This is a genomic window from Pelagibius sp. 7325, from assembly GCF_037652055.1.
Taxonomy (GTDB): domain Bacteria; phylum Pseudomonadota; class Alphaproteobacteria; order Kiloniellales; family Kiloniellaceae; genus Pelagibius.
On record NZ_JBBKAH010000002.1, the window covers coordinates 1,350,521 to 1,367,167 of the forward strand.

At 66.8% G+C, this 16,647-nt stretch carries 14 protein-coding genes; 8 read left to right on the plus strand and 6 right to left on the minus strand.

Going from position 1 to position 16,647, the window contains the following annotated elements; all coding sequences use genetic code 11:
* Positions 1 to 8 precede the first annotated feature (8 nt).
* The 4 genes from WDC82_RS08290 to WDC82_RS08305 all read left to right on the plus strand — a co-directional run bounded on the left by WDC82_RS08290 (position 9) and on the right by WDC82_RS08305 (position 3,711).
* Positions 9 to 815 carry an ABC transporter permease gene (locus WDC82_RS08290; protein ID WP_340116787.1) on the plus strand — a complete coding sequence of 269 codons (807 nt, stop codon included), beginning with the start codon at positions 9 to 11 and terminating at the stop codon, positions 813 to 815.
* A complete protein-coding gene (locus WDC82_RS08295; protein ID WP_340116788.1) occupies positions 812 to 1,915 on the plus strand; it encodes an ABC transporter ATP-binding protein in 1,104 nt (367 codons plus the stop codon). Before WDC82_RS08290 ends, WDC82_RS08295 begins: the two co-directional genes overlap by 4 nt.
* 51 nt (positions 1,916 to 1,966) lie before the next feature.
* The gene (locus tag WDC82_RS08300) at positions 1,967 to 3,151 is read left to right on the plus strand and encodes an MFS transporter (RefSeq protein ID WP_340116789.1); all 1,185 of its coding nucleotides are present in this window, start codon (positions 1,967 to 1,969) and stop codon (positions 3,149 to 3,151) included.
* A gap of 155 nt (positions 3,152 to 3,306) precedes the next feature.
* Positions 3,307 to 3,711, plus strand: coding sequence for a thioesterase family protein (locus tag WDC82_RS08305; protein ID WP_340116790.1), 405 nt, complete (start codon positions 3,307 to 3,309; stop codon positions 3,709 to 3,711).
* 35 nt (positions 3,712 to 3,746) lie between these two features.
* Here WDC82_RS08305 and WDC82_RS08310 read toward each other — a convergent pair whose 3' ends face one another.
* The 6 genes from WDC82_RS08310 to WDC82_RS08335 form a co-directional block, all read right to left on the minus strand.
* A complete protein-coding gene (locus WDC82_RS08310; RefSeq protein ID WP_340116791.1) occupies positions 3,747 to 5,114 on the minus strand; it encodes a hypothetical protein in 1,368 nt (455 codons plus the stop codon).
* 169 nt (positions 5,115 to 5,283) lie between these two features.
* Positions 5,284 to 6,363 (minus strand): extracellular solute-binding protein, encoded by a 1,080-nt coding sequence (locus WDC82_RS08315; protein WP_340116792.1) that lies wholly within the window; start codon positions 6,361 to 6,363, stop codon positions 5,284 to 5,286.
* Positions 6,364 to 6,584: 221 nt separating this feature from the next.
* Positions 6,585 to 8,015 carry an aminotransferase gene (locus tag WDC82_RS08320; protein ID WP_340116793.1) on the minus strand — a complete coding sequence of 477 codons (1,431 nt, stop codon included), beginning with the start codon at positions 8,013 to 8,015 and terminating at the stop codon, positions 6,585 to 6,587.
* Between the two features lie 12 nt (positions 8,016 to 8,027).
* On the minus strand, positions 8,028 to 9,254 hold the full coding sequence (locus WDC82_RS08325; RefSeq protein ID WP_340116794.1) for an aminomethyltransferase family protein: 1,227 nt from the start codon (positions 9,252 to 9,254) through the stop codon (positions 8,028 to 8,030).
* Positions 9,251 to 10,819 carry an NAD(P)/FAD-dependent oxidoreductase gene (locus tag WDC82_RS08330; protein WP_340116795.1) on the minus strand — a complete coding sequence of 523 codons (1,569 nt, stop codon included), beginning with the start codon at positions 10,817 to 10,819 and terminating at the stop codon, positions 9,251 to 9,253. Before WDC82_RS08330 ends, WDC82_RS08325 begins: the two co-directional genes overlap by 4 nt.
* On the minus strand, positions 10,816 to 12,450 hold the full coding sequence (locus tag WDC82_RS08335; RefSeq protein WP_340116796.1) for an NAD(P)/FAD-dependent oxidoreductase: 1,635 nt from the start codon (positions 12,448 to 12,450) through the stop codon (positions 10,816 to 10,818). Before WDC82_RS08335 ends, WDC82_RS08330 begins: the two co-directional genes overlap by 4 nt.
* Positions 12,451 to 12,709: 259 nt before the next feature.
* Here WDC82_RS08335 and WDC82_RS08340 point away from each other — a divergent pair, with 259 nt between their 5' ends.
* The 4 genes from WDC82_RS08340 (at position 12,710) to WDC82_RS08355 (ending at position 16,614) form a co-directional block, all read left to right on the plus strand.
* On the plus strand, positions 12,710 to 13,414 hold the full coding sequence (locus tag WDC82_RS08340) for a TetR family transcriptional regulator C-terminal domain-containing protein (protein ID WP_340116797.1): 705 nt from the start codon (positions 12,710 to 12,712) through the stop codon (positions 13,412 to 13,414).
* A 136-nt stretch (positions 13,415 to 13,550) separates the two neighbouring features.
* Positions 13,551 to 14,849, plus strand: coding sequence for a DUF445 domain-containing protein (locus WDC82_RS08345; protein WP_340116798.1), 1,299 nt, complete (start codon positions 13,551 to 13,553; stop codon positions 14,847 to 14,849).
* 160 nt (positions 14,850 to 15,009) lie between these two features.
* On the plus strand, positions 15,010 to 15,510 hold the full coding sequence (locus WDC82_RS08350; RefSeq protein ID WP_340116799.1) for an RNA polymerase sigma factor: 501 nt from the start codon (positions 15,010 to 15,012) through the stop codon (positions 15,508 to 15,510).
* A gap of 126 nt (positions 15,511 to 15,636) precedes the next feature.
* Complete coding sequence (locus WDC82_RS08355; protein ID WP_340116800.1) at positions 15,637 to 16,614, plus strand: FecR domain-containing protein; 978 nt, start codon at positions 15,637 to 15,639, stop codon at positions 16,612 to 16,614.
* The last annotated feature ends 33 nt before the right edge of the window (positions 16,615 to 16,647 follow it).

Genomic DNA, 16,647 nt, shown 5'->3' on the forward strand with positions numbered 1-16,647 from the left:
GTGCCCTCATGAAGATCCGGCCGCTTGGCATCTACGCCCTTCTCTACCTCGTGTTCCTTTACCTGCCGGTGCTGTTCCTGCCGATCTTCTCGTTCAACGATTCCGCCATCGTCGCCTTCCCGCTGAAAGGCTTCACCACCCGCTGGTACGAAAACCTGTGGTCCAACGAGGCCATGCAGGGCGCGCTGTGGAACAGCCTGGAGGTCGGTATCGCCACCTCGGTGATTTCCACCGTTCTCGGCATCTGTGGCGCGCGGGCGCTGACCCGCTACCGCTTTCCCGGCAAGGGCGGTATCGCCGCCCTCATCATGCTGCCGCTGGTGCTGCCGGAGATCATCGTCGCCATCTCGCTGCTCGTCGTCCTCCTGCAGCTCGGCTTCAGCCTGTCGCTGTTCAGCGTCATTCTCGGCCACATCCTGATGTGCGTGCCGTTCTCCATCGCCGTCCTGTCATCCAGCTTCGAGGGCTTCGAGCGCAGCCTCGAGGAAGCCTCGCTCGATCTCGGTGAGGGGCCGGCGATGACCTTCTTCCGCGTAACACTGCCCATGGTGGCGCCGGGCATCTTGTCCAGCCTGCTCATCACCTTCACCATCTCGCTCGACGAATTCATCGTCGCCTTTTTCCTCAGCGGCACCGAGCCGACACTGCCGGTCTACATCTGGAGTCAGCTGCGCTTTCCCTCCAGGCTGCCCGACGTGCTGGCGCTGGGTAGTCTGCTGCTGGTCGCCTCCTTCTTCCTGCTGTCGGTTGCCGAGATCATGCGGCGGCGCGCGGCGCGCCGGGCCGGCGCCAGTTCCACCGGAGGATTTCTGTGAACGACAGGAACATCATCGAAATCGACCGCGTAACGCGCAAGTTCGGCGAGTTCACCGCCCTCGACGACGTTTCGCTGCAGATCCGCGAGGGCGAGTTCTTCTCGCTGCTCGGCCCGTCGGGTTGCGGCAAGACGACCCTGCTGCGCCAGATCGGCGGCTTCGACGATCCCACTTCCGGCGCCATCCGCATCGACGGCCAGAACATGACCGGGGTGCCGGCCAACCGCCGACCGACCAACATGGTGTTCCAGAGCTACGCGATCTTCCCGCACCTCACGGTGGCGCAGAATGTCGCCTACGGTCTGCGCAAGCTGCGCCTCGACCGTCAGGAGCGCGACCGCCGGGTGAAGGAGGCGCTGGCGCAGGTCGACATGGCGCACCTGGGGGCGAGGCGCAGCAACGAGATCTCCGGCGGCCAGCGCCAGCGCGTGGCGCTCGCCCGTGCCCTCATCATGCGTCCCAAGGTGCTGCTGCTGGACGAGCCGCTCTCCGCCCTCGACAAGAAGCTGCGCGAGCAGATGCAGGTGGAACTGCGCCACCTGCAGCGCCAGGTCGGCATCACCTTCATCCTGGTCACCCACGACCAGGAGGAGGCGCTGACCATGTCCGACCGCATCGCCGTGATGTTCGGCGGCAAGATCGCCCAGTGCGACCGGCCCGAGGAGATCTACCAGCATCCGCGCAACCGCGTGGTGGCCGAGTTCATCGGCGGCATGAACTTCCTGCAGGCCGCGATGCTGCGCGAGAGCGACGACATGATCGAGGTCGACGTCGCCGGCTTCGGCCGCGCCGAGGTGAGAAAGCCGGCTGGCGTCACCTATAACGGATCCACCCTCGCGAACGGCGGGCTCACCATCGGCGCGCGGCCGGAGCGGATGACCCTGGTGTTCGACGGCGACGGCGGGCACAACCGGGTGGTCGAGGGCACCGTGGTGGAGGCCTCCTACTACGGCGACATGACTTACTACTCCATCGCTATCGGTTCGCTGGAGAAACCCATCGTGGTCTCCATGCGCAACACCATCGGCCGGCGCAGCCTCGCAGCCGGCGAAAAAGTGCAGGTCGGCTGGGGGCCGGAGTCGCTGGTGCCGCTGCTCTGAGGCGCCAAGGCCGAGGCGCCGGCGTGATTTGTCTCTTGGAAGTCATCTTCGATGATGCCGGATCGATCTTCAGGTGGTTTGCAGCCGGCGCGGCCGGACTGGCTGCCGCTCGTGGCCCTCTTCACCAGCGTGTTCTCGTTCTGCATCTCCTTCGGCGGCCTGACGCCGCTGATCTCGCTCACCCTTGAGGGACAGGACGTCGACGGCGCGATCATCGGCCTGGTGGTCGCCGCGCAGCCCGTCGGCACCATCGCCACCGCCTCGCTGGTGCCACGCCTGCTGCGCCGCTTCGGCACGGCCGACACCATCCTGGTCTGCGGGCTCATCTCCATCCTTTCCATCGCCCTGCTGCCGGTGTTCTCCTCGGTGTCCGCCTGGTTTGCCCTGCGCCTCGTCGCCGGCTTCGCCGCTGCCGGTCCGTGGATTGTGACGGAGACCTGGATCAATGCCGCCGCCGCTGCCGGCGGCCGCGGCCGCCTCGTCGCCCTCTACGGCAGCGTGATGGCGATGGGCTTTGTCGTCGGGCCGCTGCTGCTGACGGCGCTGGGCAGCGCGGGATCGCTGCCCTTCCTCGCCTTTGCCCTGATCAGTGGCGCGGCTCTGCTGCCGATCCTGCTGGTGCGCGGACGCGCGCCGCGGCTGGAGGTCGCCCGCAAGGCGGCCTACGCCGGTATCCTCTTCGCCGCGCCCGCGATCTTCGCAGCGGCGATCCTGGCCGGCGTGGTGGACATCGCCTTCTTCAGCTTCCTGCCAATCTGGGGCATCCGCAACGGCCTGGAGGAGAGCTTCACCGTCACCCTGCTGACCGTCTTCGTCACCGGCAACATCGTGCTGCAGTATCCCCTCGGCTGGCTCGCCGATGCGCTGGGCTACCGGGTCGCCATGGCGCTCTGCGCCATGGTCTGCCTGGTAGCGCCGGCCTTGGCGACGCAGTGCCTCGGCGCGCCGCTGATGCTGGCGGCGACGCTATTCGCCTGGGGCGGTGCAGCCTGGGGCATCTATTCCATCGCGCTGGCGGCCCTCGGCTTGCGCTTCCGCGGTGCGCTGCTGGCCGCGGCCAATGCCGTCTTCGTCATCGCCTACGAGGTGGCCAACATCGCCGGCCCGCCGGCGGCGGGGGCCGCCGTCGATCTCTGGCCGCAACACGGCCTCATGGTCCTGATGGCGGCCTTCGGCGCGCTCTTCCTGCTGCTCGTTGCCAGCCGCCTCGGCCGTCCGCTGACCCTGGAGGGATAAGGGGGCGCCTCCGGTCCAGGTTTCAGTCCGGCAACCCCCTGTCCTGCAAATGAAATTGGCGCGCGGCGCGGCAATCCCTTAAGAATGGTCCACTAAGCTGAGAGTCGCATTGCTGCTTTCGCCGAGAGCATTCGGGCAGAGAGGACATAACGCCTTTGGACAGGATCAAAGCGGGTCTCACCGGCGAGGCCGAGATGATGGTGGGTACCAGCGACACGGCGCCGCGCATCGGCTCCGGCCGCATCGCCGTGCTGGCGACACCGAAGATGGTGAGCCTGATGGAGGAGGCGGCGCTGGCCGCCATCGAGCACCTGCTGCCGGAAGGCAAGCAGTCGCTCGGTACCCATCTCGACATCACCCACATCGCGGCGACGCCGGTCGGCATGACGGTGAAGGCCGAAGCCGAGCTGATCGAGGTGAACGGCCGCAAGCTGCTGTTCGCCGTGCGCGCCCGCGACGAGATGGACCTGATCGGCGAGGGCCGCCACGAACGCGTGGTGGTCACCGCCGCGACCTTCCAGTCCCGCATCAACGAAAAGGGCAAGGCGCTGAAGAAGTGATGGCGGGACGCTGACGCTTCCAGCCGCATACGCGGTTAATGAGATGGGGGCAGCAACTGCTCGATCTCATCGTCGCCCTGAAGGGACTCGAGATCCCGATCGTACGAATTGGAATTCGGGCGAAGGAGCCGCTTCAGTAGTAGTACCCACTTTTCGGAATCTGGAGCATTACGCACGGCTCTGACCGCCGCGACCGCTTTGTCTCTCCACATTGCGGCTTCATCGGGTTGCTGCCTCCTTTGAGCTGAAGAATGAGCCTGACCGTAGGCACAGGCGAGATAAGTATTCAGCTGGGCATTGCGCCTGAGGTGAGGCTCCTTCGCGAGCAGAGCTTCGCCACGCTCAATCGCCTCCTTGTAGCCGTCTTCCTGATGGAGATAGAGGTAGCCCCATACCTGATAGAGTTCGATCTCCTGTGCAAGCGCAGGGTTCTCCTTTTCCGCAGCTTTCCGGGCCAGTTCCAGTTCTTTCAGCCCTTCTTTGACGAGGCCGAGCAGAACCTGGGAGCGTCCGTAGTCGCGACGCGCTTTGATATCATCCGGTTCCAATTCCAAGGCGCGTTTGAATGCCTCGGCGGCACCCGACATGTCACTTTTCCAGAACCGTGCCTTGCCGACCGCACGCACGCCCGTCGCTGTTGTCAGCTGACTGGTGTCCACCAGCGCCAGCTTTTCGACCTTCTCGGACACGGCCGCAGAGGATTCCTGCTTCGGTGATTCCGGCAGGAGTTCGTCGAGCAGTGCATTCATTGTCTTCAGAAGGCCAAGTTCGCGATGGGCGCTGCGCCGGAAGAAGAGCGCGACGAAGGTCCGGGTATAGATGTAGGCGAAGAGGAAGCCGGTCACCGTGCCGGCCACCAATATGGCCGCGGTGAGGGCGACGGGCTCAGTATCATTTCTGCCGATGCTGAGGGCGGGCGCCAAGACCGTTGCCACCTTCATGATATTCGTGCCGATGTCGGGCAGCTGAGTGAGGCCGACCCCGACAAGGATCTTGGTTAGCCAGTCGGATATCTGCTCAAGATTGGTGTTGACGCCCAGGAAATTGTCCGTGCCGTTGTCTGTATCACCTGCTCCTTTCCTGTCCGGGGATGCTCGCGGAATGCCGAAGAGGAAACCTAGGAAGCTGCCGCCCAGGGAAGCGGCAAGGTACACAAGACCGGCGCCACCCAGGGCAGCGAGGTAAAGTGCTGGTGAGCAAGTGGTGACCCAGCGAAGCGAAACTAGAACGAGGCAAATCAGCGTGAGTCCGCCATAGATGACGAAAGTCTTGATCAGCTGTTCGCGTTCTTTGCGGTCGTCGATCGGCGAGCTCTCGCTGTTGCTGCTGGTTCGGCCCGGCGCCATGGCAGCCTCCCCCAGGAAAACCTCGATGGCCGCAGTCGGGCAGCGGCTGTCCCCCATGCCGGCTATTAAGCCAGCCCATGTCAATTATAAGTTGCAACCAAATTCAGCGTCAGCACGAATTGTTGGTAGATTTGCGCCGGCTCGATCACGGCAGGAGAAAGAAAAAGAAACCGCCCCCTTTTGGGGGGGCGGTTTCGTCAAAGAGGACCCTGACGGTCGCGGTCCGTCAGAAGCCTGCTTTGATCTTTTCGAACTCGGCGATCATCTTCTCGCGCAGCTCGGTGGGCAGCGGTCCCTGCCACAGGGTGTTGGCGCGGAACCTCTCAAAATCGTCAAATCCCATGCTGGCAAGCTCAGCCTGATCCATTCCCTGCATGGCCGTCTGGTTCGCATGCCCATAGCCCCAGGAGGTGACGAGATAGTGAGCTGCCTCGTCAGAAACGACAGAGTTCATGAAGTCGTAGGCTTTCTCCTCACTGCCTTCACTTCCGGCCAATAGGGAGTAGCCGCACACCCACGACGACAGACCTTCCTTCGTATCGCGATTTAACACGGCGTCAATCCCTTCAGCCTGTAGGTTCAACGCGGTGTCATTCCACGCCCAGGCCAGCACCACCTCGCCAGAGGACATGGTTTGCGCCAAGGTGGCACCATCCTGCCAGTAGAGGCGCACGTTCTCGTGCACCTTGCGCAGGAATTCGGAAGCCTCTTCGAACTGCGCATCGGTGAGCGTCGCCCAGTCCTTCACGCCGATGGCGAGCGACGCGAGGGCGTAGGCGTCATCGACGCTGTCGCCTATAGCCACCCTGCCCTGATACTTGGGATCAGCGAAGACCTGGAGGGACTGTGCATCCTCCTTCGGTATCAGATCGGCACGATAGATCAGCGCAGTATTACCCCAGTCGACTGGCAGGAAATAAGCCTTGCCGCCGTCGCTGAAGCCCGGCAGGTCGCGCAAGCTCGGGTTGAGATCGTCCCAGGCAGCGATTCGGCTGGTATCGAGCGGTTTCAGGAGGCCCGCCTCGCGCCACTTCACCACGCTCTGCGAGCAGGGGTGGGCGAGATCGGCCGTGAAGCCGGCGCGCAATTTCTGGAAGGCCTCCTCCTCGTCGCCGAAGAAGGCGAAGGTCGGGGAGTCGTTGTATTTCGCCGTGTAGGCCTCGTGGAAGCCCGGATCTTCGTAGCCGGCCCAGTCGAATACAGTCAGCTCCGCGTCCGCCGCTGCGGCAGGGCTTGCCGCCAGGGCGATGACGGCGGCACCGCCCACGGCACCCCCCAACAGCCTCGTCATCAGTTTCGTGGTCATGTTGCCTTTCCCTCGTTCTTCGGTTCCCCGTTCGGGGTTCCCCATTTTGCGGGTTATGCCGCCTTGGAATGACCGTGGAGGACGAAAAGCAGTCCCCATCAACGCCTCCCAGCAGCTTGCTTTTCTCCTTAAAACCGTATGCGACCTCGGGAGGGGCGGCAATGAATTATTTAAGCGCTCATTCAAATATCTAGGCAGACACTCCTAGAAGCGGGCCTCTTCTAGATGCCCAATTCTCCCGCCACCCGGCCGATCGCCGCTTCGAGAATATCGAACATCTCGTCGATCTGGGAACGGGTGATCACCAGCGGCGGCGAGAACACACACATGTTCACCAGCGGGCGTACGATGAGGCCGAGGGACTCGCAGGTGCGGTCGATGCGGTTGCCGAACTCGCGGTCCAGCGCGAGGCGATCGCCTTCGCCATTGACCCCGCCCTGCAGACGCCCCTCGACGCAGCCGACCAGGCCCACGCCGCGGGCATCGCCGACGATGGGGTTGGATTCCAGGCGCAGGATGCGTTCCAGGAAATAGGGCGAGATGTCGCGCACGTGCTCCAGGATGCCTTCCTGCTCGATGATCTCGATGTTCTTCAGCGCCGCCGCGCAGCACACAGGGTGGCCCGAATAGGTGTAGCCGTTGTTGAACATCAGATCCGGCGCGGCGCGCAGGCGCACCTCTTCCAGCAGCCGGTCGGAGATGATGCAGGCGCCCAGCGGCAGGTAGCCGGAGGTGAGGCCCTTGGCGCAGGTGATTATGTCCGGCACCACGCCGAACACGGACTCCGAGGCGAACCAGTGGCCAAGGCGTCCGAAGGCCGTCACCACCTCGTCGGCAATGAACAGCACGTCGTACTTGCGGCAAACCTCCCAGCAGGCCTTGAAGTAGCCTTCGGGCGGGATGATCACGCCGCCGGAAGCGAGGATCGGCTCGGCGATGAAGCCGCCGACGGTGTCGGGCCCCAGCTCCAAAATCGCGCTTTCCAGGTCGGCGACCTTGGCGCGGCACCACTCGTCCTCGCTGATGCCCGCCGGGCGGAGGTTGGGATTCACGTTGGGCAGGAAGTGGACGAGGCGCTTTTCGGTATCGAACAGCGTGTGCAGGCGTTCCTTGCCGGTCATCGTCGCAGAGAGATAGGTCGACCCGTGGTAGGCCTTCTCGCGGGAGATGACGCGCTTCTTCTCCGGCCGGCCCAGCACGTTGTTATAGAAGTGGATGAAGCGCAGAGCGGTATCGACCGCAGTGGACCCACCGGTGGTGAAGCTCACGTGGTTGAGGTCGCCCGGTGCCAGCTCGGCCAGCTTGCGGGCCAACAGCGCGGAGGGCTCCCCCGCGGTGTTCCACGGCGAGTGATAGGCAAGCTTCATCACCTGGTCGGCGATGGCGTCGGCCATGTCGCGGCGGCCGTAGCCGATCTGCGTGCACCACATGCCGCCGGGGCCGTCGATCAGCCGGCGGCCCGTCTCATCGTAGACGTAGATGCCCTCGGCGCGCGTCGAGATGGTGCGGTTGGCCTCGCCGAGGCTTGCCATCATCTCCCAGGGGTGCAGGAAGTGGTCGTTGTCGTAAGCGCGGATCATCGCCGCGCTGTTGCTGAGGCCGGTTGTCGCCGTCTCGGGAATCTGCGGGAGGCCTTGGCCCTTCGCATGCATGTCAGAACCTCGTCAGAGTCGGGCGGGCGGGGTGAGGGAGCGGCGGCGGTGGCGGAAGAACGGCCGTTCGGTGAGCCAGGCCTTTGCCATGATCCGCTCCCACTTGCCTTCCTTGTCGTGATAGATCTCGACCCAGAGATCGCCGGTGATGTCGACGCCGTAGGGCGCCTGCAGCATGGCGAGCGCGATGTTCCGCTTGCAGGTCGGCGACCACAGGGTCGAGGTGATGTGGCCGGCCTCGGTCTTCTTGCGGTGATAGACGAAGGCGGCGTGCGGCGCCTTGTTGCCTTCGACCTCCAGGGCGACGAGCTTGTAGCGCGGGCCCTCCTTGGCGTGCTGCAGCAAGGCGCGGCGGCCGTTGAAATGGCCTTTGTCGAAGTCGACCAGGCGTGCGGCGTCCAGCTCGAAGGGTGTGCGTCCGCGTGTCGGCCTGACGGCGGCGTGGATCGACTTGAAGTCGACGCCGCAGACCACGAAGCCCGCCTCGATGCGCGCCATATCCAGGGCGGCGTAGCCGATCGGCCTGAGCCCGAAGTCGTGTCCGGCGGCCCACAGGCGGTCCCACAGGGCGATCGCCCTGCCCGCCGGCACCCAGAGCTCGTAGCCGAGGTCGCCGGTGAAGCCGGTGCGCGACACGGTCAGGCCGTCGTCTACCTTTGCGACGCCGAAGGGTTTCAGCGCCGCGAGCTGGCCGAGACCCGCGGCCTCCAGTACGGCGAAGCTGGTCGGCCCCTGCAGCGAGAGGCCGGCGATTTCCTCGGTCTCTTCGCGCAAAGTGACGTCGAAGCCCCAGGCGACGTCGGAGAGCCAGCCAAGCTGCGGCTCCTGGCAGCACAGGCGGAAGTCGTCGCGGCCGAGGCGAAACAGGGTGCCGTCGTCGATGACGAAGCCGTCCTCGTCGCACCACAGGGAATAGCCGACGCGGCCCGGCGCGATCTTGCGCACGTCGCGGGTCATGAGGCGGTTCATCACCCGCTCGGCGTCGGGGCCGGTGACGCGGTACTTATGCATCGGCGAAATGTCGAAGAGCGTCGCCTGGTTGCGGATGGCGAAGTACTCCGCCTCGACGCTGTCGAAGCGCCGCGCCGAAAGGTGTCCCGCCCACGGCATCCAGTCCTGGTGCAGGTTGAGGGGTCTGAGGCGCGCATCGAAGGGCGAGGGCACCAGGCCGCGCGGCACCATCGGCGTCGCCGCGGCGACCGGCTCCAGGATCGGACGGTCGAGGAAGCCGGCGGTCATGCGACGCGCTCCTCTAGCAAGGCCCAGTCTTTCATTGCAAGGCGTGCGGCGTTGTGGCCGGCGGCGCCGATGATGTCGCCGCCGGGGTGCGCCGCCGCGCCGCAGAGATAGAGTCCGCCGACCGGCAGCGCGTAGCGCGCCAGGCCGTTCACCGGGCGCAGAGTGAGCATCTGGTCAACCGAGAGCTCGCCGTGGTGCCAGTGGCCGCCGGAGGCGCCGGTCTCGCGTTCGATGTCCAGCGGGGTCAGCACATCCTGGGCGACGATCAAATCGCGCAGGCCCGGGGCGTGGCGCTCCAGCAGGTCCAGCACCGTGGCGGCGAGACGGCTGCGCGCGGCGTCGTTCCAGCCGCCCTTCAAGTGGTAGGGCGCGTACTGCACGACGATCGACATGACGTGGCCAGAGCCATCCACCAGCGATGGGTCGGCGAGGCTGGGAATCAGCACCTCCAGGGCCGGGCACGCCGGCAGTTCACCGTACTTGGTTGCGTCGAAGGCGGTCTCCAGCGCCTGCACCGAAGGCGTCAGCAAGAGGCGCCCGCCGAGCAGGTCCTCGCCGATGCCGTCGAAGCGTGGCAGGGCCGAAAGAGCCAGGTTCACCTTCGCTGTTACCCCTTTGCAGCGGACGTGGCGGATGCGGCGCACCGCCTCGGCATCGAAGTGCTCGACGCCAGTCAGCCGCAGCGTGGTCTGCGCGTCGAGGCTGGAGAGCACCAGCGGCGCCTTCATCGCTTCGCCGTCAGCAAGGCGGATGCCGATCACCCTGTCGTTCTCGACCAGGACGGCTTCGACGGCGGCGTTGCGTCGGATCTCGGCGCCGCGACTCTGGGCGGCCTCGGCCAGCGCGCCGACGAAGGCGGCCATGCCGCCCTTGGGCAGATGGCGCCCGCCGCCCTGGGCCAGGCGGTAGAGCAGGGTAAGCGCGGAGCCGGGCGAGCGCGGGCCGCTGTGGCCGCCCATCACCGCGTCGAGCGCCAGCGCGCCGGCCAGCGGGCCGTCGGCGATCTCGTCCAGCACGACGTCATGGGCATTCGACAGCAGCACGCGCAGGAACTCCCGCGCGTCGGCGGCGCCGAGGCGGCGCAGGTCGAGGCCCAGCTTGGCGAGCCCGGCGAGGTCGCGCCAATCCGGGCTCTCCAGCCGGGGCGGCACCTGAAGCAGCTTGCCCGCGAGCACGCCCGCGAAGCGCTGCAGGCGGCGGTGAAGCGCAGCGAAGGCCGCCGCGTCGGGGAGCGAGTTGCCGGCCGCAAGGCGCGCTTCACCGCGTTCGATGATCGTGTGGTTGCCGTCGTCGGCCAGCGAGAGAGTCGCCAGGTCGCGGCGCGCGAAGGCAAGGCCGTGGGCGGCGAGGTCGAGCTGCCGTTCGACCTGCGGATGCCAGGCATGCAGCAGGTGGGCGAAGCGCGGCGCGCGGAATCCGGGCGCGATTTCGTAGCCGGCGGCGGCGCCGCCCAGAACGTCGTTCTTCTCGACCACCAGCACCGTGCGGCCGCCGCGCGCCAGCAGGCCCGCCGCCGCAAGACCGTTATGCCCGGCCCCGATGACGATGGCGTCGTAGCGCGTCACGCCGCGCGCTCCGCAGAGGTCGCGGCGCTCTTGAAGCCAAGGTCGCGCAGCACTTCGCGCGCCGCATTGGCGCCGGGCGCCGCCATGACGCCGCCGCCGGGGTGGCTGGAGGAGCCGCAGAGGTAGAGCCCCTTGATCGGGCTTCGGTAGTCGGCGTAGCCGGGCACCGGGCGGTTGAAGAACATCTGGTCGAACGTCAGCTCGCCCTGGAAGATGTTGCCTTCGGTGAGGCCGACCTCGTGCTCGATGTCCCAGGGCGTGCGCACCTCCTTGTGCAGGATGAGGTCGCGGAAGTCCGGGCTGTGGCGGGCGATCTTGGCGATCACGGTCTCCGCCAGGGCGTCGCGGGCCGGGCCGTCCCAGGGTTCGCCCGAGGCCAGCGCGTAGGGCGCGTACTGCACGAAGACCGTCATCATATGCTTGCCCGGCGGCGCCATCGTGGGGTCGATGCAGGTCGGGATCAGCATGTCGAAGTAGGGCTCGGCCGACCAGCGCCCGGCCTTCCAGTCGTCGTAGGCGCGCTCCAGCTCCTCCAGCGACTGCGAGGCATGCAGGTCGCCCTTGAGGAAGGGCGCGCCGGCGGGGGCGGCGGGGAAGCTCGGGAAGCCGTCCAGGGCGATGTTCAGCTTGGCCGAGGAGCCGCGGATCTTGAAGCGCTTTACCGCCTTGGTGAAGTCGTCGGGCAATTCCTTCTGATCGACGTGATTGAGGAAGGTGCGCCGCACGTCCATGTTGGAGATCACCGTCGGTGCCTCCAGCAGGTCGCCGTTCTCCAGCACCACGCCGGTGGTCTTGCCGTTCTTCGCGAGGATCTCGGCGACGCCGGAGCCGGCGCGGATCTCGCCGCCGGCCTCGGTGAGGGCGCTGGCCATGGCCTGCGTCACGCCGCCCATGCCGCCGCGCGTGAAGCCCCAGGCGCCGATGGTGCCGTCGACCTCGCCCATGTAATGGTGCAACAGCACGTAGGCGGTACCCGGCGAATAGACGCCGAGGCCGGTGCCGATGATGCCGGAGCCCGCGAAGTGCGCCTTGATCACCTCGGTCTCGAAGTACTCGTCCAGGAACTCGCCGATCGACATGGTCCAGAAGCGGATGGTCTCGCCCATCTCGCGCTCACCGAGGTCGTGGAAGCGGCGGCCGAGGTAGAGCAACTCGGCAAGGTCACGCGGCCGGTTGCTCGCCGGATCGGGGGCGGTGCGCATCAGCAGGGGTTTGATGAAGCGGCACTGGCGCATCACCGCGCGGGCATATCGTTCGTAGTTGTCGGCGTCGCGCCGTGAAAAGCGCGAGATCTCGCGGCGCAGCGCATCGTGGTCCGAATAGTAGGCGAAGTAGCCGCCGTCGTCGGTAAAGGTCGCGCCGCTTTCGTAGGGGATGACCTGCAGGCCGTGGCGCGGCAGGTCGAGGTCGCGGACCACTTCCGGGCGCAGCAGGCTGCAGACATAGGAGCAGTTGGAGTAGGTCCAGCCCTCGTAGAGCTCGCGGCTGACCGCGGCGCCGCCGATCCAGTCGTTGCGTTCTACGACCAGGGTCTTGAGGCCCCGCTTGGCGAGATAGCAGGCGGCCGTCAGGCCGTTGTGACCGGCCCCAACGACGATGACGTCATAGCGTCCCGCATTCCGTGCCGACATGGCCCTCGCCTCCTCTCCGCGTCCACGCTTTTCCCGCTGTGGCAGCGGCTCAAGGCCAGATTAGACAAGCGCCGGGGGGTGGTCCATAATTTTTTTGAGCGCTTAAATAAATATTTCTTGATAGACTGCGCTCCTATAAAGCGTGGGTGGCATTCGCCGGGCTTTGTGGCAGTGTGCCCCCCGGAAAACCTGACGAAACGCACGGCGGGACGGAGACGATTGGAATGCCGGTGAAGGTCGATTCTCGGTACAAGGCCGAATGCCGGTGAAGCCGGCGGCCGGGCGCCCGCGCAAGGAGCGGGTGGAGAATGCCGCCATGCGGCGGCGGCAGCTGATCGAAGCGACGATCGATTCGATCGTCGAGCATGGCCTTTCGGCGACCACCCTGGCGACGGTGTCGGACGGCGCCGGCCTCTCCCAGGGCGTGGCGGTCTTCTACTTCAAGAACAAGCAGACCCTGCTGGCCGAAACCCTCAAGTACCACTACGAGGAATACACCGAGGTCTGGAAGTCCGCCGTCGCGGCGGCGCCGGACGATGCGGTGGAGAAGATCCTCGCCATGGTCGGCGCCGACCTCGACGAGCGCATCTGCAATCGCCGCCACCTGGCGCTGTGGAACTCCTTCTGGGGCGAGGCCAAGGCGCGCCCGGTCTTCGCCGAGATCTGCGACACCTATGACGCCGAGCACACTGCTGTGCTGACCGCTCTGTGCAGGATGGCCGAGGACCTCATCGCCGACCCCTCGTGGAACGCGGAGACCCTGGCCGAGGCGCTGGCCACCCTGACCGATGGCATGTGGATTCGCATGCACGTCACCCCCGATGCCATGGACAACGCGGCCGGGCGGCGCATGGTTGGCCGCTTCCTCGCCACCCTGCTGCCGGCCCGCCACGACCAGGTCATGGCGCGCATGGCCGGCGGTAAGGACGCCGACAATCCCGGGGCCAAGGCCAAGGCCGGCTAGCCGAAGCGCGCGAAAAAGTCCGTCGACGCCGGACCGGCATCCCTATCTATCTGTGCAATGACGGTATCGCCGCGGCCGCAGCGCTTGGCTCGCGGCAGCACAGCGGTGGTGCCGGCCCATGGCAGCGGAGAACCAGGTGGCGTATTCTTCCGAAGGCTCAGCAGCGGATCTCGCCGGCGCCGCGGGGTCCGACGCGGCGGACCAGCGCCGGGCGCTGCGCCGCCACCGCGGCGTCGCCACGGCGTTGCTGGTCGTCATGGGGTCGACTTACGCCGGGGCGACCTGGTTCGGGTCTACCTATGGTGTGGACGGTTTTTGGATCGACCTGCTGCGTGCCGGGACCGAGGCGGCGCTGGTCGGCGGCCTGGCCGACTGGTTTGCGGTGACCGCCCTGTTCCGCCGGCCGCTCGGCCTGCCGATCCCGCACACCGCGGTGATCCCGCGCAACAAGGACCGCATCGGCCAGGGCCTTGGCCGCTTCATCGAGCGAAACTTCCTGGAGCCAAAGCTGGTCGCCGCTCGGCTGCGCGAAGCCGGCGTCAGCCGGCGCCTCGGCCTCTGGCTGAGCGAGAAGGAGAACGCCGACCTCGTCGCCGACCGCCTGGTCGTGGTGCTGGCCTTCGTGTTCCGCTCACTGAACGACCAGAAGATGGCCCGCCTGATGCAGGTCATGCTGCGCCGCCGCCTTGGTGAGACCGAACTGGCGCCGGTGCTGGCCGCGCTGGTCGACGTGCTGCGCCGCAACGGCATGCACCAGCAACTGTTCGACACCATGCTGGACGCCGTCGCCCGCTACCTCGCCGCGCACAAGCACCAGATCCATCAGGTCGTGGAGGAGCGCAGCGACTGGTGGATACCCAAGCGGGTCGACCGCCGCGTGGCCGAGGCCATCACCGCGGGCCTGGAGGACTATCTGCAGAGCCTGCGCGATCGCGACCATGCGGCGCGGGACAGTTTCGACGCCGCGATCGCGCGGCTGGTCGACGACCTGCGCCGCTCGCCGGCCCACCGGGCCAGAGTGAACGCCCTGCGCGACCGCCTGCTGGAGACGCCGCAGCTCAGCGACTACACCGCCACCCTGTGGCAGAGCCTGCGCGGCGGCCTGGAGGAGGAACTCGCCGCGCCCCACTCGCGCCTGCGCCAGGCGCTTTCCGGCGCGCTGCGCAGCCTGGGCAGCGCGGTCGCCGATGATCCCGAAGTGCAGGCGCGCATGGACCGTCGCATCGAGGAGGCCGCCGTCGCCCTGGTCGAGCCGTGGCGCAAGGATATCGGGCAGTTCGTGGCCGACGTGGTCCGCGGCTGGGAGACCGCCACCGTGGTCGAGCGCGTCGAACTCGCGGTCGGCCGCGACCTGCAGTACATCCGCGTCAACGGCACCCTGGTCGGCGCCGTGGTCGGCTGCCTGCTGTTCCTTGCGACAGAATATCTGTTCTGAGCATGCCGGGCCGCCGCTTGAAGGGGCGCCTTGCTCCAAAAGCTTATATTGCGACTAATTATCAATAGCAATAGATTGCGGGCAGGCCGGTCCGCGCACGGCGGGGCAAGACCCAATTCGGCGGGCGAGGCCCATGCTTCCTGCCGGACGGTTTTTCGCGATGCCTTCACCGCCCCTGCTGCGCGTGTTCCAGGAGAACGAAGGGGATCTGCGCGCCTTCATGGCGTCGCGGCTGCGCTGCCCCTTTACCGCCCATGACCTGGCGCAGGAGCTGTACCTGAAGATTTCCGCCCTCGATGCCCGCCAGGAGGTCACCAACGCCCGGGCCTATCTGTTCCGCATGGCGGCCAATCTGGTGATCGACCACCTGCGCCGCGAGCAGCGCCAGGGCGGTTTGCTGGCGGAAGTCGAAAGCCTGCTGTGGGGCCACACGGAAGGTATCTCGCCGGAGCGTCATGCGATGGCGCAGCAGGAGCTTCGGCACCTCATCACGGCCGTCGAGGCCCTGCCGCCGGCAACGCGCCGGGTCTTCAAGCTCAATCGCTTCGATGGCAAGACCCAGCGCGAGATCGCCGACGAGCTGGGCATCTCGCAGACCGCGGTGGAAAAGCACATCCGCAAGGCGCTGCGCCGGCTCGCCGCCTGCCGGCCCGAACCTTAAGCGGGACGGCACCGGTGACCGCCAGAGCGATAAAAATTGCCCCGGGGTTGGGATAAGCCTCTGCCCAACCGTCTATTCAAGAGGGGCAGACCGATCAGGAAATGCACGCCGCGCTGAAGAGGGCGCATGACAGCCGAAACGAACAATGACGTTGCAGAGCAGGCGCGCGCCTGGGTCGTGCGCCTGGCCTCGGGGGAGATGACCGACAACGAGCTGGCCGATCTCAAGGCTTGGCTCGGCCGCGCCCCGGCGCACGCCGCGGCCTTTTCAGATGCGCGCGCCCTCTGGCAGCGCCTTGCGCCGCTGCAGGAGACGTTCGAGCGGCTGGAGCGCGCGGAGGCCGCGCGCCCGGTGGAAATCACCCTGCCGATCGCCCGACGCTCCCGACACCGGGCGCTGGCCACGGCCGTACTGGCGCTGGCCGCCTGTCTGCTGCTGGCAGTTTTCGCGCCGCAGATCGCCACGCAGCTGGAAGCCGACTACACCAACGGCGGCGAGGCCGTGCGGGTGGTGGTCCTGGCCGACGGCAGCCGCGTCACCCTCAATCGAAACACCGCCATCGCCGTCGACTTCACTGCCGAGCGGCGCCTGATCAAGCTGTTGGAGGGCGAAGCGCTCTTCGAGGTGAAACCGGATCCGCGGCGGCCCTTTGACGTCGTCGCCGCCGGCGGCGTCAGCGAGGCCGTCGGCACCGCCTATGCGGTGGGGTTGAGCGAAGGCGGCGCCCGGGTCGTCGTCACCGAGGGGCGTGTCGCCGTCAGTCTCGCCGCGGCGCCGGGGGCGCCGCTCGCGCTCGCCGCCGGCGAAGGGGTGCGCTACGGCGCCAATGGCGGCCTGGGCGCCAAGTTCACCCTCGACGGCAGGCGGGCGCTGGCCTGGCGCGACGGCAAGGTGATCTTCATTGACCGCCCGCTGGCCGAGGCTTTGGCCGAGTTGGAACGCTATCACCCCGGCCGCATCCTGCTGTGGGGGGATGGCCGCCGCGTCCAGCCGGTCAGCGGCGTCATCGACATCGACCGGCTCGACGAGGGCCTGGCTGCCCTGGCCGCCACCCACGGCCTCCGGGCGATCGAGGTCACTCCCTTCCTGACCGTGCTGCGCTGAGGCTCTCGCCGAGCAAAAAAATTTGAGGCGGGG

Coding starts and splice junctions, on each gene's coding strand:
- WDC82_RS08310 (WP_340116791.1), bottom strand. CDS start 5,114: ATGGGGGACAGCCGCTGCCCGACTGCGGCCATCGAGGTTTTCCTGGGG.
- WDC82_RS08355 (WP_340116800.1), top strand. CDS start 15,637: ATGACAGCCGAAACGAACAATGACGTTGCAGAGCAGGCGCGCGCCTGG.
- WDC82_RS08340 (WP_340116797.1), top strand. CDS start 12,710: ATGCCGGTGAAGCCGGCGGCCGGGCGCCCGCGCAAGGAGCGGGTGGAG.
- WDC82_RS08335 (WP_340116796.1), bottom strand. CDS start 12,450: ATGTCGGCACGGAATGCGGGACGCTATGACGTCATCGTCGTTGGGGCC.
- WDC82_RS08325 (WP_340116794.1), bottom strand. CDS start 9,254: ATGACCGCCGGCTTCCTCGACCGTCCGATCCTGGAGCCGGTCGCCGCG.
- WDC82_RS08350 (WP_340116799.1), top strand. CDS start 15,010: ATGCCTTCACCGCCCCTGCTGCGCGTGTTCCAGGAGAACGAAGGGGAT.
- WDC82_RS08300 (WP_340116789.1), top strand. CDS start 1,967: ATGATGCCGGATCGATCTTCAGGTGGTTTGCAGCCGGCGCGGCCGGAC.
- WDC82_RS08320 (WP_340116793.1), bottom strand. CDS start 8,015: ATGCATGCGAAGGGCCAAGGCCTCCCGCAGATTCCCGAGACGGCGACA.
- WDC82_RS08290 (WP_340116787.1), top strand. CDS start 9: ATGAAGATCCGGCCGCTTGGCATCTACGCCCTTCTCTACCTCGTGTTC.
- WDC82_RS08315 (WP_340116792.1), bottom strand. CDS start 6,363: ATGACCACGAAACTGATGACGAGGCTGTTGGGGGGTGCCGTGGGCGGT.